The organism is Microbacterium sp. zg-Y818 (genome assembly GCF_030246905.1).
GTDB lineage: Bacteria > Actinomycetota > Actinomycetes > Actinomycetales > Microbacteriaceae > Microbacterium.
This window is the reverse complement of the sequence record NZ_CP126741.1, coordinates 1,379,911-1,398,463: the sequence shown is the minus strand read 5'-3', so window position 1 is coordinate 1,398,463 and position 18,553 is coordinate 1,379,911. Positions and strand designations below refer to the sequence as shown.

The following is an 18,553-nucleotide window of genomic DNA, read 5'->3' as shown; positions in this document are numbered from 1 at the left end:
CCCGAGCGCGGCGTTGGCCCCGGCATGACGGATGCCATCAAGATCGACGTATGGAGTGACATCGCCTGCCCGTGGTGTTACATCGGCAAGCGCAACCTCGAGAACGGGCTGGCCGCGGCATCCACCGACGCCGACGCGCCCATCGTCGAGGTGACCTACCACTCGTACGAGCTGTCACCCGACACGCCCGTCGACTTCGACGGCGACGAGATCGACTTCCTCGCCGGCCACAAGGGCATGCCCCGCGAGCAGGTGCAGCAGATGCTCGAGCGCGTCACGGGGGTCGCCGCCGAAGCCGGACTGGACTACCGGTTCGACCTCCTGAAGCACACCAACACCGTCAAGGCGCACGAGCTGCTGCACTTCGCCAAGGCACACGGTCGCCAGCACGAGATGGCCGAGCGACTGATGGCCGCGTACTTCACCGAGGGGCGTCACGTCGGCCGTATCGATGACCTCGTGCAACTGGCGGCCGATGCCGGCCTCGACGCCGAGGCCGCCCGCGCGGCGCTCGAGAGCGGTCAGTACCTGGCCGACGTTCGCGCCGACCAGGCGCAGGCGCAGGCCTATGGGATCACCGGCGTGCCGTTCTTCGTCATCGACGGCAAGTACGGTGTGAGCGGCGCCCAGCCCGCCGACGCGTTCGCGCAGATCGCACGACAGGTGTGGGCGGAGCGCACCACCCAGTCCGACCCGGACTCCGCCGTCCCCGCCGCCTGAGACCGATGAGAAGGGCCTCGCCGCTGCTGCGGCGAGGCCCTTCTCGTATGTTGCGACGCGCGCCCGCCCGCCGGCGCTCTCAGCCCGCCAGTGCGTCTTCGATCGCGGCGATGACCTCGGGTGCGTCGGGCTTGACCTGCGGACGGAACCGGTGAACGGCGCCGTCGGGGGTGACCAGGAACTTCTCGAAGTTCCACATCACGGGCCCTCGGGCTCCTTCGACGTTGCGGGCCTTCTTCAGCGCCTTGTACAGGGGAGCCGCGTTGCGACCGTTGACGTGGATCTTCTCCTGCACCGGGAAGGTCACGCCCCACGTGGTCGAGCAGTACTCGAGGATCTCCTCCATCGAGCCGGGCTCCTGGCCCATGAACTGGTTGCTCGGGAACCCCACGACCGTCAGCCCACGGTCGCCGTAGGTGCGCTGCAGTTCTTCGAGCGTCTCGTACTGCGGCGCCAGGCCGCACTTCGATGCGACGTTGACGACGAGGAAGGGTCCGTCGCCGAGATCGGCGAGCGTCTTCTGCTCCCCGTCGGCCGTGCGGAAGGGGATCTGGCGGATGTCCACACTCTGGTCGTCGGTCATGTTCTCCACGATAGGGCCGTGGGTCGCCTGTGGGGCGGCCAGCATCTGGGAGAATGGAGAGGATGTCTTCCACCGTCGCACTCGCCCCCACGCTGCGCATCGGGCCGATCGAGCTCGATGCGCCCGTCGTGCTGGCTCCGATGGCGGGTATCACCAACACCGCCTTCCGGCGGCTGTGCCGCGAATACGGCGCCGGGCTGTACGTCAGCGAGATGATCACCAGCCGTGCGCTGGTCGAGCGCAACGCCACGACCATGCGTCTCATCCGCCACCACGAGTCCGAAACACCTCGCTCCATCCAGCTGTACGGCGTGGATCCGGTCACGGTCGAAGCCGCCGTGCGCATCATCGTCGACGAGGGCCACGCCGACCACATCGACCTCAACTTCGGCTGCCCCGTACCCAAGGTGACCCGCAAGGGCGGGGGAGCGGCACTGCCCTGGAAACTCGGGCTCTTCCGCGACATCGTCACGCGCGCCGCCCGGGCCGCAGGCGACATCCCCCTGACCGTGAAGATGCGCAAGGGCATCGACCGCGATCACCTCACCTATCTCGATGCCGGGCGCATCGCCGAGGATGCCGGCGTCGCCGCCGTGGCCCTGCACGCCCGCACCGCGGCGGAGTTCTACTCGGGGCACGCCGACTGGGATGCCATCGCGCGCCTGAAAGAGACCGTCACCAGCGTGCCCGTGCTCGGCAACGGCGACATCTGGTCCGCCGAAGACGCGGTGCGCATGATGAGCGAGACGGGCTGCGACGGCGTCGTGGTCGGTCGCGGCTGCCTCGGGCGTCCGTGGCTCTTCGGGGATCTCGCGCGCTCGCTTGCTCCGGGCTCCGCGACTGCGCCGCCGGTGGACGCCACGCTCGGCTTCGTGGCGGCCGCCTTCCGCCGGCACGCCGACCTGCTCGTGGAATTCCACGAAAGCGAAGACCGCGGCTGCCGCGACATCCGCAAGCACGCGTCGTGGTACTTCAAGGGCTACCCCGTGGGCGGCGACACCCGGGCGCGGCTGGCCACCGTGTCGAGCCTCGCCGAGATCGACGAGGTGCTCGCCACCCTCGACCTCGACGCGCCCTACCCTGGCAGCGGCGCCGAAGGCCAGCGCGGCCGCGCCGGCACCCCCAAGCGCCCTGCGCTGCCCGATGGGTGGCTCGCCTCGCGCGACATCGCCGCCGACGCCGGCGCGCTGCTCGCAGAAGCGGAGATCGACAACAGTGGCGGGTGAGCGGGCCAGCGGCGTCGGCGTCTTCACCGGGCGCCCCGACGGATACGACGACGACGACGCGGCACGGTTCCACCCCGAGCGCCACCGGTCGCAGCGCGACAGCTTCGCTCGCGACCGCGCGCGGGTGCTGCACTCGGCCGCGCTTCGACGCCTGGCATCCAAGACCCAGGTACTCAGCCCGGCGAGCCCGTACGACTTCGCCCGCAACCGTCTGACGCACTCGCTCGAGGTCGCACAGGTGGGGCGGGAGCTGGCGACCGCGCTTCAGCTCTCACCCGACGTCGTCGACACCGCCTGCCTCAGCCACGACATCGGGCATCCGCCTTTCGGTCACAACGGCGAGCGGGCACTGAACGACTGGGCCGCCGACATCGGCGGGTTCGAGGGCAACGCGCAGACGCTGCGGATCCTCTCGCGCCTGGAACCGAAGGTCGTCGACGACGACGGGGTGAGCTTCGGCCTGAACCTCACCCGGGCGAGTCTCGACGCGACCTGCAAGTACCCGTGGACCGCGGAGCACCCCGTCCCCGATCCCGGGGGGCGCCTGAAGTTCGGCGTCTACCCCGAGGACGAGGCCGTCTTCCGCTGGATGCGCCAGGATGCACCGGGACGACTGCGCTGCATCGAAGCCGAGGTGATGGACCTCTCCGACGACATCGCCTACTCGGTGCACGACTTCGAAGACGCGATCGTGAACGGCTATCTCGAGCCGCAGCGCCTGTCGGACCCGCGCGAGCACGAGGCCATCCTCAGCGCGATCCAGACCTGGGTCGGCTACGACTTCGCCCGTGACGAGCTCGACGACGCGCTGTTCCGTCTGATGCGGATGCCGGAGTGGATCACGACCTTCGACGGGTCGCGTGCCGCGCATGCCAGGCTGAAGAACCTCACCTCCGACCTCATCGGCCGCTTCGCCCGCGCCGCCACATCGGCTACACGCGAGCACTTCGATACCCCGGTGCTCACGCGCTACCGCGGTCGCGTCATCGTGCCGCGGGTGATCGAGGCCGAGATGGCGGTGCTCAAGGGCATCATCGGCGCGTTCGTCGTCTCCATCGAAGGTCGCAAGGGCCTCTACAAGGAGCAGCGCCGCCTGCTCAAGCGCCTCGCGACCGCGCTGTGGGAGCGGCCCGACCACCTGGACCTGCTCCATGCCGAGGACTTCGCCCGCGCCGAGACCGACGCCGCGCGCCGCCGGGTCGTGGTCGATCAGGTCGCCACGCTCACCGACCGTTTCGCAATCTCGTGGCACTCACGCCTGGTCGAGCCGGTGGATCTGGCGAGCCTCGGCCTCTGGGCGCCGGGAAGCCGGGTCATCGCCTCGGACGCGTACGCGCTGCCCGAGCCCCTCGAGGGGCTTTGATGGCGGGGCGCATCCGTCAGGCCGACGTCGACGAGGTGAAGGCCCGCACCAACATCGCCGACGTCATCGGTGAGCGCGTCGCTCTCAAGCCCGCGGGCGTCGGATCGCTCAAGGGGCTCTGCCCATTCCACGACGAGCGCAGCCCCAGCTTCAACGTGCGCTCGCAGGCCGGCTTCTACCACTGCTTCGGCTGCGGGGAATCGGGCGACGTCTACACCTTTCTGCGGCAGATGGACCACGTCTCATTCACCGAGGCGGTGGAGCGGCTGGCCGGCCGCCTGGGTTACACGCTGCACTACGAGGACGGCGCGGCCGCACCCGAGACCTCGGGCAGGTCACGGCTCTACGCCGCCAATGCGGCAGCAGCGGAGTGGTTCCGCTCGCAGCTGTCGATCCCCGAGGCCGAGGCCGCGCGCAGCTTTCTGGGCGGGCGCGGGTTCGACGCCAACGCGGCCGCGCACTTCGGGGTCGGTTATGCCCCCAAGGGCTGGTCGCACCTGCGGGACGCGCTGAAGTCGAAAGGCTTCAGCGACGACGAGCAGGTCGCGGCGGGCCTGCTCTCGCAGGGCCAGCGCGGTGTGTACGACCGGTTCCGGGGCAGGCTGGTCTGGCCCATCCGCGACGTCACCGGGCAGGTCATCGGCTTCGGCGCGCGCAAGCTCTTCGACGACGACCAGGGCCCGAAGTACCTCAACACCCCCGAGACGACGATCTACAAGAAGTCGCAGGTGCTCTACGGCCTCGATCTCGCCAAGCGGGACATCTCCCGCCAGCACCGCGTCGTGGTCGTCGAGGGGTACACCGACGTCATGGCATGCCACCTCGCGGGGGTCACGACCGCCATCGCCACGTGCGGCACCGCCTTCGGGTCCGAGCACATCACGGTGCTGCGCCGGGTCATGGGCGACAGCGACGTTTCGGGCGAGGTCGTCTTCACCTTCGATCCCGACGCTGCCGGGCAGAAGGCCGCTCTGCGCGCATTCTCCGAGGAGAAGCGCTTCGCCGCGCAGACCTACGTCGCCGTCGCCCCCGGGGGACTGGACCCGTGCGACCTGCGTGTGCAGCGCGGCGACGGCGCCGTGCGCGCCCTGCTCGAGTCGAAGTCGCCGATGTTCGAGTTCGTCATCGAGCAGCGCCTCGCCGGGTTCGACCTTGCCACGGTCGAGGGTCAGGTCGGGGCGCTCCGCGCCGCCGCGCCGATCGTCGCCGACATCCGCGATCCTTCGCTGCGTCCGGGCTACACCCGCGTGCTCGCGCGCAAGCTCGGGCTCGACCTCGGCGAGGTGAGCCAGGCGGTCGAACGCGCCGCCCGCAGCGGTGGCGACCGGCATCCGCCGAAGAATGCAGCCCCCACCTCGTCCACAGCGCCGGTCGCGGACGGCGGCGAGGCGCCGACGCCGCGGGTGACGCTGGCATCGCTTCCGCGCACCGCCGACGTGGCGCTCGAGCGCGACGCGATCATGGGCGTGCTGCAGTACGGTCACGCGGTGGATGCCGCCATCCTCGACCCCGCGCTGGCGCTGCCGTTCCACCATCCTGCGCTCGAAGCCGTACGTCGCGCCGTCGTCGAACAGCCCGACCGTACCCGGATCGGCTGGGCGGCGGCCGCCGTCGAAGCGGTGCGCGAGCCCTACCGCACCCTGGCCGCCGAACTGCTCACGGCCGACTTCCCGGCGCGCACCGAAGCCGGCGCCCTGGCCTCGACCGCCGACCTCGCGCGTCGGCTGCGCTTGCGGGTCATCGAACGCGAGAAGAGCGAGCTCATGCGGCACATCCAGCGTGTTGATGTGGACTCCGACGGGGGCCGCGCGGTGCGCATCCGCCTTCGGGAGCTCGACGTCGAGCGTGCCCGGCTGATCGCCGAGTAGCCCGCGCCCGCCCGACCGGGCAGGATGGGACCATGACCCCGAGCAGTGGCGACGAGTTCTCTGTCCGGTGCGACGACCTCTCCATCGCCCACACCGGGTCGATGCAGCGGGTCGTGGACGGTGCCACGTTCACCCTCCCGCGCGGCGGCACGCTCGCCCTCATGGGACCCACCGGCTCCGGCAAGTCCAGCCTGGCCGCGGTCTTGGCGGGCCGCGGCGGCTCTGCGTTGTCGCTCGTGGGTGGCAGTGCCGTCGTCGAAGGCGTGCGGCTCGGCCGCCGCGGACGCGCCCACCGCCTGCACACCTACCTCACCGGCTACCTTCCCCAGCGGGCCGGCGCCGACCTTCCGGCACGCTCGACCGTCGCAGAGGTGGTGGGGGAGCCCGTCACCAGTCGCGACCGGAGGGTGAACCAGCGCGCACTGGCGGTGCGCGTCGCCGCTCTGCTCGACGAACTGCAACTGCCCCTGGGTGCGGCACAGAAGTACCCCTACGAGCTGAGCGCGGGCATGCGCCAGCGCGTCGCGCTGGCGCGCGCACTCATGCTGCGTCCGCATCTGCTGGTCGCCGATGAACCGTACGCGAACCTCGACGTCGAGGTGAGGCGGGCCGCGCGCGACGCGATCCTGCGCCGCCGGGCGGAGTACGGCATGGCCGCCGTCATCGTCACCAATGAAGCGGCCGCCGTCGACGAATTGGATGCCGACGTGCTCGTCCTTCGCGGCGGACACACCGTCGCGACCGGCCACGGGACGGGCGGTCTGCTGTGGACGCCCGGCGACGATGCGAACCCGAGACTGGTCGCGTCGTAAGTCACGAGCACCCTCTGACGTTTGCTAGGATTGACGAGTTGCCCGCCGCAAGGTGTGCATGATCCTCGGTAGCTCAATTGGCAGAGCAATCGGCTGTTAACCGATAGGTTCTTGGTTCGAGTCCAAGCCGGGGAGCCAACAAGCCCCGAACTCCCTTGATTCATCAAGGGAGTTCTTGCTTTGGGGCACTCTCCGGCTGCCTATCGCGCAAAGTACTCGACGCGAGCGCAGCGTGGAACACTGGCACACCCATCGGGCCTACATATAAACGGGATTGATGCTGCGCATTGGCAACCGGGTGTTCCCTGATACGTCCGAGATGCGGATAGTGGGAAACACGAGGCGCATGGAAGCCCTCTCGGAAAGGTCAATGATGATCACGCTTCTCTCCCACCTCTCGTACGTCTCGATCACGTCGACGGATGTCGAGGCCTCGGTGGAGTTCTACAAGGATCAGGTCGGTCTCACCGAAGTCGACCGCGTGGGCGATGCCGTCTACCTGCGCTGCTGGGGCGACTACTACGCCTACTCGCTCGTGGTGGTGCCCGGCGACGAGCCCTCTCTCGAGACGATGGCATGGCGTACTTCCAGTGCCGAGGCGCTGGAAGAGGCCGTCCGCCGCATCGAGGGCGCCGGAGTGCAGGGCGAATGGATCGAGGCGCACGCCATCGGTCGCGCCTACCGCTTCACGGGACCGTGGGGACACTCGATGACCCTGCACTGGGACGTCACGCGCCACCGCGCAGATCCGTCGGTCGCGTCGATCTACCCCGACCGTCCGCAGAAGCGCAGCCACGTTGCCGGCGCCCCCCGCCAGCTCGACCACGTCACGATCGCCACGAGCGATGTCGACGGATTCGCGCGCTGGTACAACGAGGTGCTGGGCTTCCGGATCATGGCCCGTACCGTGCTCGACGAAGCGCCGATGTCGGTGTTCTCGGTGCTGACCACGAACGAGAAGTCTCACGACCTCGGCGTTGTGCTCGACGGATCCTCGCGCGCCGGGCGGGTCAACCACTACGCCTTCTGGGTCGACACGCGGGAGGAGCTGCTGATCGCCGCCGACGTCCTGATGGAGCGCGGCACCGCGATCGAGTACGGGCCCTCCATCCACGGCATCGGCGAGCAGAGCTTCCTCTACTACCGTGAGCCCTCGAGCATGCGGGTCGAACTGAACACCGGGGGGTACCGCAACTACGTGCCCGACTGGGAGCCGCAGACGTGGAAGCCGTCGCTCGGGTCGAGCAACATGTACCGCAACGGCGCCATGCCGATGTCGATGACCGAGTCGTTCCCGCCCGCCGACGGGCCCACCGCCACGGAGGAAGGCGTGCCCGACGAGATCAAGGCGGCGCTGCTGAACCCGTACACCCGTCACGGCTGAGCGCTGTTCTCTGTCCCGGGGCGGCCGCTGAAGCGGCCGTCCCGGGTCGCACTACGTCACGACTCGAGGAGGATTCATGACCCATACCCCACCCACCGCCCCCTTCGCGCTCGGCCGATACCGACAGGGCGATGATGTCGTTCTCGGGCTCGTCGCGGGCGACCGCATCCGCCCCCTCGGTGAGGAGGAACTCGGTGCGTCCGATCTGAACGCGTTCCTCGCAGCCCCCGACTGGGACCGCCTCGCCGCGCTCGCCGAGGCGGAGGGGCCGTGGACTGCGCTGTCCGAGGCGGTCCTGACCGCGCCGGTGCAGCCGCGGCAGGTGCTCCAGGCCGGCGCGAACTACCGCACGCACGTCGTGCAGCTGATCGTCGGCGGACTGACCAAGGGCGAGTCGGCGCTGACGCCGGAGGAGGCGCGGGCCCGTGCCGAACGCATCATGGATGCGCGCGCCGCCAGCGGTCGCCCGTTCGTCTTCATCGGCATGCCGCAGTGCGTCGTGGGAGACGACGTCCCCCTCACGCTTCCGTCCTACAGTGACGTGCATGACTGGGAGCTCGAACTCGCCGTCGTCATCGGCCCCGAGGCGTTCCGCGTGGGGCGAGACGAGGCCATGAGCCACGTTGCGGGGTACACGATCACCAACGACATCTCGACCCGCGATCTGCTCTTCCCCTCCGACGTGGGCGACATCGGCGCCGACTGGTTCAGCGCCAAGAACGCGCCGGGCTTCCTCCCCACGGGGCCCTACCTCGTCCCGGCGCCGTTCGTTGACCCCGCGAACCTCGCCATCCGCCTGGAGCTGAACGGCGAGGTGATGCAGGATGCCACGACCGCGGAGCTGGTCTTCGACGTCGCCGCGCTCGTGTCGACCGCGTCCCAGACGCTGCCGCTTCTGCCGGGCGACATCCTGCTCACCGGCAGCCCCGCGGGCAACGGCCAGCACTGGAAACGATTCCTGCGCGACGGTGACGTGATGACCGGCACGATCGAGGGCGTCGGCACGCAAGTCGTCCGCTGCGTCGCGGAGGCGGCCGCATGACCGCGCCGAGCGAACATCCCGCCGACCTCGACCGCAACGATCCCGAAGGCGAGATCGCCGCGCGCGTGATGGCGTATCGCAATTGGGGCCGGTGGGGCGAGGACGACGTCCTGGGCACCCTCAACTTCATCGACGAGGCCAAGCGCGTCGAGGCGGCGGCACTCGTGACGCAAGGGCGTGTCGTCTCGCTGTCGCAGGCGTTCAACACGGACGGCCCCCAGAAGGGGTGGCGGCGCCGGATCAATCCCGTCCACACCATGACCGACACCGGCACCGACGCCGAACGCGGCAACCAGCCGTTCCCGCACGGCATCGGCGGCGCCGACGACTACATCACGATGCCTCTGCAGTGCTCCACGCAGTGGGACGGCCTCGGCCACATCTTCGACCACGGGATGGCGTGGAACGGTCGCCGTGCGGGCGATGTCGTCACCAGTGACGGCGACCTCGTCACCGGGATCGAGCACGCGGCCGCTGTCATCGTCTCCCGTGGCGTCCTGCTCGACATGGGCCGCTTCCTGCAGCCCGACACCGGAGAACTGCCCGACGGCTACGGCATCACCGCCGCCGACCTCGACGCGTGCATCGCGGCACAGGGGGAGTCCAGCCGGGTCGGACGCGGCGACATCCTGCTGGTGCGCACGGGCCGGCTCGCCCGTGCCCGACGCGAGGGGTGGAACGACTATGCCGGCGGCGAAGCGGCCGGCATGTCGCTGACCACCGCCGGCTGGCTGCACCGGAGCGAGATCGCAGCGGTCGCCACCGACACGTGGGGCTTCGAAGTGCGCCCCAACGAGTTCGACGCGCCGTCGTTCCAGCCGCTGCACCAGATCGCTATCCCGAACATGGGACTCACGATCGGCGAGATGTGGGACTTCGACGAGCTCGCCGACGCGTGCGCCGCACGCGGACGCTGGGACGTGCTGCTGTCGGCGCCACCACTGCCGATCACCGGGGCGGTCGGTTCGCCGATCAATCCGGTGGCCGTCTTCTGACACACACCACCGCACACCCGAACAGAACAGAGAGGTTCTGACATGACTGCAGTGCACACCGTCGCGATCGTGGGGTCCGGCGTCGCCGGCCTGGCCGCCGGCATCCAGCTGGCCAAGGCCGGCGTCGAGGTCGATCTCTTCGAAGCCAAGCCGCAGCTGACCGCCCTCGGCTCCGGCATCAGCCTGCAGGGCAACGCCCTGCGGGTGTTCGACGCGCTGGGCGCGTGGGACGACATCCGCGAGGCCGGATACCCGTTCGAGGGGCTCACCTTGCGCGCGCCCGGTCCCGGTGCTCCCGTGGTCGCCGAGCTTCCCGATGTGAAGACGGGAGGTCCGGATTATCCGGCCGGGATGGGGATGCCGCGGGCAGAGCTTGCCCGCATCCTCTTGGCGCACGCCGAGCGCGCGGGCGTGCAGGTGCACTTCGGGGCGAAGCTGACCGGCCTCACCCAGGATGCGGACGGCGTCCAGATCGAGATCGAGGGCGCGCCTGCGGGTCGCTACGACCTCGTGATCGGCGCGGATGGGCTGCACTCGACGGTGCGCGAGCTCATCGGGATCGAGGCGAAGCCCGAGTCGACGGGGATGGGGATCTGGCGCACGTTCGTCTCGCGCCCGGCGGAGGTCGAACGCAGCACGCTCTACTACGGCGGACCGGTCTACATCGCCGGCTACACCCCGACGGGTGAGGACAGCATGTACGCGTTCCTCGTGGAGAAGGCCGAAGACCGCTTCGGCGTCGACCCTGACGAGGCGCGCCGGCTCATGCTCGAGGCATCGCGCGCGTACGACGGGCCGTGGAACCAGATCCGCGCCGACATCGAAGCCGGCGCCGACGCGCACTACACGTGGTTCACGCAGCATCTCGTGGCAGAGCCGTGGAACCGTGGCCGCGTGGTCATCATCGGTGACGCCGCGCACAGCTGCCCCCCGACGATCGCCCAGGGCGCCGCGCAGGGGCTGGAGGATGCCTTCGTCCTCACCGAACTGCTCACGCGGGGCGAGAGCCTCGACCAGGGGATGTGGGACGAGTTCCACGCCCGCCGCATCCCCCGCGCGGGGGCGGTGGTGGCGGCGTCGGTGCAACTCGGCCAATGGCAGATCGACGGTGATCGCAGCGCCGACGCCGGCGGGCTGATCTTCGGGATCGCGCAGAAGATGGCGGAGCCCGCATGACCGCGCCGCGGCAGCCCGTCACCGACGTCCACGCCCATCTTCTCCTGCCTGGGCTGCACGCCGAGGTCGCGCGCCGCGCCCCCGATCTCGTCGCCGAGGCCGCTGCACTGGAGCTCGTGCGCCACGGTGCCGACAGCCAGGCGGTGTCAGGACCGATGGTCGGTGCCCGCGTCCCCAAGCTCACCGACGTGGGCCTGCGCCTGGTGGCGATGGACGCGCAGGGCGTCGACGTGCAGTGGGTCAGCGCCTCGCCCAACCATTTCTATCCGTGGGCGCCCGAGGGACTTGCGGTGTGGGCCGCGGCCGAAGCGAACCGCCTCATCGCAGAGCACACCGCACAGGCGCCCGATCGCCTCGTGGGACTGGGACTCGTGCCCCTGCAGCATCCGGAGCGCCTCGTCGAACTGCTCGACGACGCCGTGCTCGGCCGCGGGCTCGCGGGGGTGGAGATCTCCTCCTTCGCCGGTGACGTGGAACTGTCGGATGAGCGGCTGGAGCGGTTCTGGGCGCGCGCGGCGGAGCTCGGCTGCGTCGTCTTCCTGCATCCGTTCGGCTGCTCGCTCGACGAGCGGCTCGACCGGTTCTACCTCGCCAACACCGTCGGGCAGCCCGTCGAGAACGCCGTCGCCCTGTCGCACCTGATCTTCGCGGGGGTGCTGGACCGTCACCCCGGTCTTCGGCTCGTCGCGGCGCACGGCGGCGGGTACCTGCCGACCTCGATCGGCCGCAGCGATCACGCGTGGCGCGTGCGTCCCGATGCGCGCGGCTGCGCGCACGCACCGTCCAGCTACCTGCGGAAGATCTGGTTCGACACGGTCGTCCACGACGCCGGCGCGCTGCGTCACCTCATCGAGGTCGCCGGCGAGAGCCAGGTCGTGCTCGGCAGCGATTTCCCGTTCGACATGGGCTCGGAGGATCCCGTCGCCTTCGTGGAGTCCGCCGGTCTCGCACCGCAGACCGCGGAGCGCATCCTGCGCTCGAACGCGGCGGCCCTGCTGGGAAAGACGGTGAACGCATGAGAATCGCTCGCTGGACCCACGAAGAGACCGTGGGGGAGGGCTTCGTCGTGGACGACCGCGTCGTGCCCTTCCCCGACGGGCTGACGGTCGCCCACGCCCTCGCCCGGGGGATCGACGGAGCGGCCGCGCTGCTGTCGCGCGTCGCCGACACCGCCGGCATCCCGCTCGCCGACGTGGACCTCCTCGCCCCCGTCGTACCGCCCTCCGTGCGCGACTTCGTCGCCTTCGAGGAGCACGTCGAAGGCGTCAGTGCCGGAGTGGAGGGGAAGAGCGACGTGCCGCCCGAGTGGTACCAGGCGCCGACGTTCTACTTCACGAACCCGCACACGATCCTCGCCCCGTTCCAGGAGGTCACGCCACCGGTCACCGAGCGCCTCGACTTCGAGCTCGAGGTCGCCGTCGTGATCGGGGCAGTGCCGGGATCGACGGGGTCCAACCTCACGCCGGACGCGGCCGCCGAGCACATCTTCGGGTACACGATCATGAACGACTGGTCGGCCCGCGACCTGCAGGCCCGCGAGATGAAGGTGCGCCTCGGGCCGTGCAAGGGCAAGGACTTCGGCACGACGCTGGGGCCCTGGATCGTGACGGCGGACGAGCTCGCGCCCTACCTCGACGCGGAGGGCTTCCTCGCCGTCCACGCCGAGGTGTACGTCAACGACGCGCTCGTCGGCGAGGACCTCGTGTCCAACGCGGGCTGGCCGTTCCCGGAGTTCGTGGCGTACGCGTCGCGCAACTCGCGAGTGGTCCCCGGCGATGTGCTCGGCTCGGGCACCGTCGGCAACGGTGGATGCCTCGGCGAGCTGTGGGGACGCAACCAGGGCCTCATTCCGCCTCCGCTGCAGACCGGCGACGAGGTGCGGATGGTCGTCGAGGGCATCGGCGAGATCCGCGCCCGCGTCGGCGCGCCCGTGCCGGCTCCGGTTCTGCCGCCCGCACGCCCGCGCTCACGGGCGCGTCGTCGCTGACGGCTCCTCGGGAGCACAGAAGATCGCCCCCCGCACGGTATCCGTGCGGGGGGCGATCTCTTGCGTTGCGGCTATTCGACGATGCCGAGGTCGCGGAGGTCGATCACGTCGCCCTGCGGCACCCAGGTCTCACCGTCGAACTGCGTGAGCTGCACCTGGAAGATGAGTCGCCCGCCGAAGCCCGCGTCCAGCGTCATGCCGTCCTGGAGGTACGGGTTCTCGGTGTCCTCGAGAGCGTCCCACGCCTCGAGCAGCCCGTCTGCGGTCAGCTCGGGAGCGTTGTTCAGTGCCTCCACCAGCGCGGCACCCAGTCCGTAGCCGTTGAACGCGAGGGCCTGTCGGATGTCGCTCTCGTAGCCGTACTCGGTCATGACCTCGATGAACGTCTGGGTCGCGGCATCCTCGGCGTTCTTCGGGTCGGCCGGGTCCTTGCCCCAGTGGAACGCGTAGGCGTCGGCGACGGCGTCCGCGCCGGCGGGGTCGACCACGGTGACGAAGTCGGCCATGTTGCCTGCGAGCAGGAGAGTGGGCTCGTAGCCGATCTCGTCCATGTACTTCGTGACCGCGCCGATCGTGGGGGCGCCGATGTTGATGATGACGGTGTCCACGCCCGCCGCCTGGAACTGGCTGACCTGCGCGGTGAGGTCGGCCGTGCCCGGGGGAACCATGGCGACCTGCGCGGGGGCCAGGCCACCGGCCTCGAGACCCGCGATGTGGCTCTCGCTGAGGTCGTTGTTGAACCCGATGAAGCCGACGACCGCGTCGGGGCGGTTCTCCTGCAGCCACTGGGCGTGCAGCTGGCCCTCCCACACCACGTCGGGCCAGAAGGCGCGCGTATAGGGGAAGTTCTCCACGTCGCTGAGCGGGGTCTGCCCGGCCAGTGCGATCTGCGCGACCTTCTTGTCGTTGAGATACGGCCGGCCGGGAACCGCGATGCCGCCGAAGTTGACGACGGCGATGGCGCCCTCCTTCTCCACGAAGCTGCGCTGGTTGTCGGCGAGACGGGCGGGGTCATAGCCGTCGTCAGCGGTGACGAGCTTGATCTCGCGTCCGTCGATGCCGCCTTCGGCGTTGGTCATCTCGATGTAGGCCTCGAAGCCGTGCAAGCCTGCGGCCGCGGCGGCGAGCGGCCCGCTTTGGGGCCAGCTGGCCCCGATGACGATCGGGCTGTCATCCTGCGGCTCAGCGGCTGGTTCGTTCGCGGCCTGCCGTCCCGTGCAGCCGCTGAGCAGCAGTGCGGTGACCGCTACCGCGGCGGCGGAGATGACGGCGGAGCGAGCTCGTCGTGACGTCTTCATCATCGATTCGCTTCCTTTCGTGTGAATGCTGTTGTTGTTTCGGGATAGGACTCGGGGTCGGTGCTGCTGCCGGATTCGGTCTCGGGGGTGCGTGGGGCGGTGCTTCGGCGACCGCGCACGAGCGCGGCGCCGCGGCGGGCGATCGACGTGCCCCACGCGGCCAGGCCGCCGGGCGCGAGGATCAGGCAGACACCGAGGAGCACGGCGAAGATGAGCTGGGCGAACTGCCCTGACGCCTGGCCGGGCAGGACCTTGCTGGCGAAGTCGGGGAGGTACACGACGATCGCCGCACCCACGATCGCGCCGATCCACGAGCGGCTGCCTCCGACCGTGGCGGCCATGAGCAGGATCAGCGAGAACGTCAGCAGGTAGCTGTCGGGCGTCGCGACCGTCAGGACGAGCACGAGGATGCCGCCGGCCAGACCCGCCACGGCCGAGCTGACGACGAAGGCGATGAGCTTCAGCTGGGGCACGCGCACGCCGTTGGACACGGCGAGGATCCGGTTCGTCCGAACCGCGGCGTAGGCGCGGCCGAAGCGACCCACCGTGATGTTGCGGAGGAGCACGAGCGCGCCCGCGAGCGCCAGGAGGGCGAAGAGGAAACCGAACTGGGCGGGCGTGAGCGCGATCCCGTCGGGCGCGACGAAGGGAGAGGTCGGCAGCGCCAGCCCCACGGTCCCGCCCGTGAAGTCACTGAACCGGCTCACCACGAGCGGGAAGACCGCGGCGATGGCTATGGTGAACAGCCCGAGGTTCAGTCCGCCGAGCTTCAGCGCCGGAATGCCGATCACGAGGCCGACGAGGAGCCCTGCGCCGATGCTCGCCACGAGGGCGAGCGGCCACGGCACGTCGATCCTCAGCATCAGGAGCATCGTCGTGTAGCCGCCGATGCCGAAGATCGCGCCGTGGCCGACGCTGATCTGCCCCGAGAACCCGACGAGGAGGTTCAGACCCGCCACACCCAGAGCGATCGCGAGCACGCGCGTCATGTTGAACAGGTCGTAGTCGCTCACCAGGAACGGGATCGCGACGCCCACCGAGAACAGGGCGAGGGTGAGCAGGCCCCGCGGGGTGCGGTACCAGGGCCGCGCATGGGGGTAGGGGATGGGACTGGTCATGCGCGCACCATCCGCTCTTTTCCGAAGAGTCCGCCGGGCTTGACAAGCAGGACGATCACGATGAGGACGAAGGCGACCACGATGTTGAGGTCCCCGCCGAGGAAGGGGATGTACCGGCCGGCGAACGCCGTGACGACGCCGATCAGCAGGCCACCGACGACCGCGCCCACTCGACTGGTCAAGCCTCCGAGCGTGGCGGCGGCGAGGGCCATCAACAGCGGGAAGTTCATCATCGACGGGGACAGTCCCAGGGTGGGGGCGGCCACGACGCCGGCCACCGCGCCGACGGCGCCGGCGATCGCCCACCCCAGGGCGAGCCACACGGGGGCCGACAGCCCCAGCAGTGCCGCCGAGGGGGCATTCTGCGCGACGGCGCGCAGACGCAATCCGATCGGGGTCTTCTGGAAGAGGAGCGCGGTCAGGCTCATCGCGACGACGACGAGGAGCGCGCCACCGGCCTGCTGGTAGGTGAGGCGCAGTCCGGCGAACTCGATGAGTCCGGAGCCGAAGGGGCTGGGGTAGCTGCGCGGGTCGGTTCCCCAGATGATGCCGGCGAGCGCGCTGATCCCGAGGAGCAACGCCACACCCATCGCCATCAGCACGCCTTCATTGCGGGTGTCGGCCCAGCGGACCACCAGCACGTGCACGAGGGCGCCGATCACGGCGGATGCGGCGACGGCGATCAGGATCGCGAGCCACGGCGAGATGCCGGTCGACAGCGTCGTGAACGCGATGAAGGCGGCCACGACGGCGAGCTCCCCCTGCGCGAAGTTCAGCATGCCGGTGCCTTGGAACACGACGCTCAGCGCCAGGGCGAGGGCGGCGTAGACGGTTCCGGTGGTGAGGCCGTCCAGGAAGATCTGGAAGAACTCAGTCATCGAGCGCTCCTCGGGTCGAAGGGAACGGGCGGTCCGCAGGAGCGGACGGCCCCTCGCCGAGGTAGGCCGCACGCAGCGCGTCGTGATCCTGCAGATCCGCGGCGGGGCCCTCGAGCGACACACGACCCCGGGTGAGGACGACCGCGCGGTCGGCCACCCGCAGCGACAATCGCGCATTCTGCTCGGCGAGCAGGATCGTCAGCGACCACGCGTCCCGCAGCGACTGGAAGCGGTTGAACAGCTCCAGCGTGGTCAGGGGGGCGAGCCCCAGTGACGGCTCGTCGACGAGAAGCAGCCGGGGTCGGGCGAGAAGTGCCCGCGCCACTGCGAGCATCTGCGCCTGTCCTCCCGACAGCGCCCCCGCCTGGCGGCCGCGCATCTCGTGCAGCACCGGGAAGGTCTCATTGATCAGGTCCAGGTCCTCGTCCGCCGTCGCACGCACGGGGCGAGGCCGGGCGAGAATGCCCAGGCGCAGGTTCTCCTCGACGGTCAGCTCCGTGAAGGTTCCGCGGCCCTCGGGGACATGGCCGATGCCGAGGCGGGCCACGCGCGCCGTCGTCATCTTGTCGATGCGGGTGCCGTCGAGTGTGATGGCACCGGTCGAGTCGACCTGCCTGCAGATGGCACGGAGCAGGCTCGTCTTGCCGGCGCCGTTCGCGCCGAGCAAGGCGACGATCTCACCCTCCTCGACGGTGAGATCCACACCGTGGAGCACTTCGACCCCGCCGTAGCGCGCGCGGAGGTTCTGGGTCGTGAGGACGGTCATGGCAGCAGCTCCCCGTCAGAAGGCGCGTCGGCACCGAGGTACGCGGCGATCACGCGGGGGTCAGCGGACACGGTTGTCGGGTCCCCGGAGGCGAGCAGCCGGCCGGCGTCGAGCACCGCGACGAAGCGAGCGACGCGCATGACGAGGCCGACGTCGTGCTCGACGAGGAGGCTCGTCATGTGTGTGTCGGCCCCGAAGTCGGCGATGACCTCCAGCAGTTCGTCGGCTTCGTCGGCACTCAGTCCGGCGGCGGGTTCGTCGAGCAGGAGCAGCGAGGGACGTGACAGCAGCGCGCGCGCCACTTCCACTCGGCGTCGATCGGCGTGGGCCAGGCTGCTCACCGGCGCGAGCGCCAGAGGTTGCAGCGCGAGCGGACCCATCAGATCCCACGCCTCGAGGCGGACGGCGCGTTCCTCGCGGCTCGCTCGGCCGATCCGCAGCGCGGCGGACCACATTCCGGCGCGCATTGCACCGTGCGCACCCAGCAGGACGTTTTCGAAGACGTTGAGGTCGGGAAGGAGCGCGGGCGTCTGGAAGGTGCGGGCGATGCCTGCAATCGCCCGGGCCTGCGCAGGCACGCCGCTCATGGGCCGGCCGGCCAGCTCGATCTCGCCCTCGTGGCGGTAGATCCCGCTGATGCAGTTGAACAGGGTCGTCTTGCCCGCCCCGTTGGGCCCGATGACCGCGCTCGTTCCGCCGCGAGGGATCGAGAAGCTGACGGCGTCCAGCGCGCGGACGCCGCGAAAGCCGATGCCCACGTCACGGATCGTCAGGGCAGGGGCGGGCATATCGCGCTCGTCAAGGCCGACGGTCGCATCGGTGTCCAGGGTCATCATCCTCGATGTCTCGGGTAGGCGGGGCGGCAATGCCTCATCGCCAACATACGAGGATGCACGCCTATGGGCGAGGGTGATTCACCTATATGCCTAATCGACCGTGTTTATAACGGGCGCCGATCCCACGAGCACGACGACACCGCCGCGGCGGAGTATGGAGGTCGGCCATCCGAGACGACCGTGCAGAATCTGCAACACGCTGTCGCGGCCTAGCGGGGGGCTGCGCCCCCGTCAACGGGGTGCGCGGCCCCCGGCAGCGTCGCATCCTGGCCGAGAGGAAAGGAAAGCGACATGAGCCTGAGTATCCCCGACGGCGAGGGTCTCATCGACCCTCGCACGGGCGTCCCCATCCCCTTCATCGACGACGATCGCCCCCTCGACCCGGAGACGGGCCTGCCGGAGCCCCTGCCACCGCATGAGCGCCCGATACCGCTCGACGCCGACGGCGAGGCCATCGCGGACGCGGAGGATTGAGGCGCCCAGCGGCCGGCAAAAGGTGAA

General features: G+C 69.9%; 18 protein-coding genes and 1 tRNA gene. 13 read left to right on the top strand and 6 right to left on the bottom strand.

All coding sequences use genetic code 11. The features are described from left to right. Positions 1-24 precede the first annotated feature (24 nt). Entirely contained in the window at positions 25-720 is a 696-nt protein-coding gene (locus QNO21_RS06430; RefSeq protein WP_257518955.1) for a DsbA family oxidoreductase, read from the top strand. 79 nt (positions 721-799) lie between these two features. Here QNO21_RS06430 and QNO21_RS06425 read toward each other — a convergent pair whose 3' ends face one another. Further along, complete coding sequence (locus tag QNO21_RS06425) at positions 800-1,303, bottom strand: glutathione peroxidase (RefSeq protein ID WP_257516633.1); 504 nt, start codon at positions 1,301-1,303, stop codon at positions 800-802. A 62-nt stretch (positions 1,304-1,365) separates the two neighbouring features. Here QNO21_RS06425 and dusB point away from each other — a divergent pair, with 62 nt between their 5' ends. From dusB to QNO21_RS06370, 11 genes are all read left to right on the top strand, one after another. Beyond that, on the top strand, positions 1,366-2,529 hold the full coding sequence (gene dusB, locus QNO21_RS06420) for a tRNA dihydrouridine synthase DusB (protein ID WP_257518938.1): 1,164 nt from the start codon (positions 1,366-1,368) through the stop codon (positions 2,527-2,529). Further along, entirely contained in the window at positions 2,519-3,892 is a 1,374-nt protein-coding gene (locus QNO21_RS06415; RefSeq protein ID WP_257517169.1) for a deoxyguanosinetriphosphate triphosphohydrolase, read from the top strand. The genes dusB and QNO21_RS06415 overlap by 11 nt, the downstream gene beginning before the upstream one ends. Continuing rightward, positions 3,892-5,760: a DNA primase gene (gene dnaG / locus QNO21_RS06410; RefSeq protein WP_257518936.1), complete on the top strand. Its 1,869-nt coding sequence runs from the start codon at positions 3,892-3,894 to the stop codon at positions 5,758-5,760. Before QNO21_RS06415 ends, dnaG begins: the two co-directional genes overlap by 1 nt. Before the next feature lie 32 nt (positions 5,761-5,792). After that, on the top strand, positions 5,793-6,572 hold the full coding sequence (locus QNO21_RS06405) for an ATP-binding cassette domain-containing protein (RefSeq protein WP_257518935.1): 780 nt from the start codon (positions 5,793-5,795) through the stop codon (positions 6,570-6,572). Positions 6,573-6,634: 62 nt separating this feature from the next. Beyond that, a tRNA-Asn gene (locus QNO21_RS06400) sits at positions 6,635-6,710 on the top strand. Between the two features lie 235 nt (positions 6,711-6,945). Beyond that, positions 6,946-7,956, top strand: a complete 1,011-nt coding sequence (locus tag QNO21_RS06395; protein WP_257518951.1) for a VOC family protein — start codon at positions 6,946-6,948, stop codon at positions 7,954-7,956. A gap of 76 nt (positions 7,957-8,032) precedes the next feature. Further along, entirely contained in the window at positions 8,033-8,998 is a 966-nt protein-coding gene (locus tag QNO21_RS06390) for a fumarylacetoacetate hydrolase family protein (protein WP_257518934.1), read from the top strand. Further along, positions 8,995-9,993 carry a cyclase family protein gene (locus QNO21_RS06385; RefSeq protein WP_257518933.1) on the top strand — a complete coding sequence of 333 codons (999 nt, stop codon included), beginning with the start codon at positions 8,995-8,997 and terminating at the stop codon, positions 9,991-9,993. The genes QNO21_RS06390 and QNO21_RS06385 overlap by 4 nt, the downstream gene beginning before the upstream one ends. Before the next feature lie 42 nt (positions 9,994-10,035). Further along, a complete protein-coding gene (locus QNO21_RS06380) occupies positions 10,036-11,169 on the top strand; it encodes an FAD-dependent monooxygenase (protein ID WP_257514373.1) in 1,134 nt (377 codons plus the stop codon). Continuing rightward, positions 11,166-12,188 carry an amidohydrolase family protein gene (locus QNO21_RS06375; protein WP_257518932.1) on the top strand — a complete coding sequence of 341 codons (1,023 nt, stop codon included), beginning with the start codon at positions 11,166-11,168 and terminating at the stop codon, positions 12,186-12,188. The genes QNO21_RS06380 and QNO21_RS06375 overlap by 4 nt, the downstream gene beginning before the upstream one ends. Continuing rightward, on the top strand, positions 12,185-13,156 hold the full coding sequence (locus QNO21_RS06370) for a fumarylacetoacetate hydrolase family protein (protein WP_257518931.1): 972 nt from the start codon (positions 12,185-12,187) through the stop codon (positions 13,154-13,156). The genes QNO21_RS06375 and QNO21_RS06370 overlap by 4 nt, the downstream gene beginning before the upstream one ends. A 71-nt stretch (positions 13,157-13,227) precedes the next feature. On the opposite strand, the gene QNO21_RS06365 is transcribed toward QNO21_RS06370, so the two are convergent. The 5 genes from QNO21_RS06365 to QNO21_RS06345 are packed head-to-tail and all read right to left on the bottom strand — an operon-like array spanning position 13,228 to position 18,052. Next, positions 13,228-14,457, bottom strand: coding sequence for an ABC transporter substrate-binding protein (locus tag QNO21_RS06365; RefSeq protein WP_257514376.1), 1,230 nt, complete (start codon positions 14,455-14,457; stop codon positions 13,228-13,230). Next, on the bottom strand, positions 14,454-15,572 hold the full coding sequence (locus QNO21_RS06360; protein WP_257518930.1) for a branched-chain amino acid ABC transporter permease: 1,119 nt from the start codon (positions 15,570-15,572) through the stop codon (positions 14,454-14,456). Before QNO21_RS06360 ends, QNO21_RS06365 begins: the two co-directional genes overlap by 4 nt. After that, positions 15,569-16,450, bottom strand: a complete 882-nt coding sequence (locus QNO21_RS06355; RefSeq protein ID WP_257518929.1) for a branched-chain amino acid ABC transporter permease — start codon at positions 16,448-16,450, stop codon at positions 15,569-15,571. Before QNO21_RS06355 ends, QNO21_RS06360 begins: the two co-directional genes overlap by 4 nt. Then, a complete protein-coding gene (locus QNO21_RS06350; protein WP_257518928.1) occupies positions 16,443-17,216 on the bottom strand; it encodes an ABC transporter ATP-binding protein in 774 nt (257 codons plus the stop codon). Before QNO21_RS06350 ends, QNO21_RS06355 begins: the two co-directional genes overlap by 8 nt. Beyond that, complete coding sequence (locus QNO21_RS06345; protein ID WP_257518927.1) at positions 17,213-18,052, bottom strand: ABC transporter ATP-binding protein; 840 nt, start codon at positions 18,050-18,052, stop codon at positions 17,213-17,215. The genes QNO21_RS06350 and QNO21_RS06345 overlap by 4 nt, the downstream gene beginning before the upstream one ends. A gap of 291 nt (positions 18,053-18,343) precedes the next feature. On the opposite strand from QNO21_RS06345, the gene QNO21_RS06340 reads away from it, so the two are divergent. Continuing rightward, complete coding sequence (locus tag QNO21_RS06340; protein ID WP_257514381.1) at positions 18,344-18,526, top strand: hypothetical protein; 183 nt, start codon at positions 18,344-18,346, stop codon at positions 18,524-18,526. Positions 18,527-18,553: the final 27 nt, after the last annotated feature.

What these genes read in the sequence shown, in the direction of transcription:
- QNO21_RS06430 (WP_257518955.1), top strand. Translation starts at nt 25, where the DNA reads ATGACGGATGCCATCAAGATCGACGTATGGAGTGACATCGCCTGCCCG.
- QNO21_RS06425 (WP_257516633.1), bottom strand. Translation starts at nt 1,303, where the DNA reads ATGACCGACGACCAGAGTGTGGACATCCGCCAGATCCCCTTCCGCACG.
- dusB (WP_257518938.1), top strand. Translation starts at nt 1,366, where the DNA reads ATGTCTTCCACCGTCGCACTCGCCCCCACGCTGCGCATCGGGCCGATC.
- dnaG (WP_257518936.1), top strand. Translation starts at nt 3,892, where the DNA reads ATGGCGGGGCGCATCCGTCAGGCCGACGTCGACGAGGTGAAGGCCCGC.
- QNO21_RS06405 (WP_257518935.1), top strand. Translation starts at nt 5,793, where the DNA reads ATGACCCCGAGCAGTGGCGACGAGTTCTCTGTCCGGTGCGACGACCTC.
- QNO21_RS06395 (WP_257518951.1), top strand. Translation starts at nt 6,946, where the DNA reads ATGATCACGCTTCTCTCCCACCTCTCGTACGTCTCGATCACGTCGACG.
- QNO21_RS06390 (WP_257518934.1), top strand. Translation starts at nt 8,033, where the DNA reads ATGACCCATACCCCACCCACCGCCCCCTTCGCGCTCGGCCGATACCGA.
- QNO21_RS06385 (WP_257518933.1), top strand. Translation starts at nt 8,995, where the DNA reads ATGACCGCGCCGAGCGAACATCCCGCCGACCTCGACCGCAACGATCCC.
- QNO21_RS06380 (WP_257514373.1), top strand. Translation starts at nt 10,036, where the DNA reads ATGACTGCAGTGCACACCGTCGCGATCGTGGGGTCCGGCGTCGCCGGC.
- QNO21_RS06375 (WP_257518932.1), top strand. Translation starts at nt 11,166, where the DNA reads ATGACCGCGCCGCGGCAGCCCGTCACCGACGTCCACGCCCATCTTCTC.
- QNO21_RS06370 (WP_257518931.1), top strand. Translation starts at nt 12,185, where the DNA reads ATGAGAATCGCTCGCTGGACCCACGAAGAGACCGTGGGGGAGGGCTTC.
- QNO21_RS06365 (WP_257514376.1), bottom strand. Translation starts at nt 14,457, where the DNA reads ATGATGAAGACGTCACGACGAGCTCGCTCCGCCGTCATCTCCGCCGCC.
- QNO21_RS06360 (WP_257518930.1), bottom strand. Translation starts at nt 15,572, where the DNA reads ATGACCAGTCCCATCCCCTACCCCCATGCGCGGCCCTGGTACCGCACC.
- QNO21_RS06355 (WP_257518929.1), bottom strand. Translation starts at nt 16,450, where the DNA reads ATGACTGAGTTCTTCCAGATCTTCCTGGACGGCCTCACCACCGGAACC.
- QNO21_RS06350 (WP_257518928.1), bottom strand. Translation starts at nt 17,216, where the DNA reads ATGACCGTCCTCACGACCCAGAACCTCCGCGCGCGCTACGGCGGGGTC.
- QNO21_RS06345 (WP_257518927.1), bottom strand. Translation starts at nt 18,052, where the DNA reads ATGATGACCCTGGACACCGATGCGACCGTCGGCCTTGACGAGCGCGAT.
- QNO21_RS06340 (WP_257514381.1), top strand. Translation starts at nt 18,344, where the DNA reads ATGAGCCTGAGTATCCCCGACGGCGAGGGTCTCATCGACCCTCGCACG.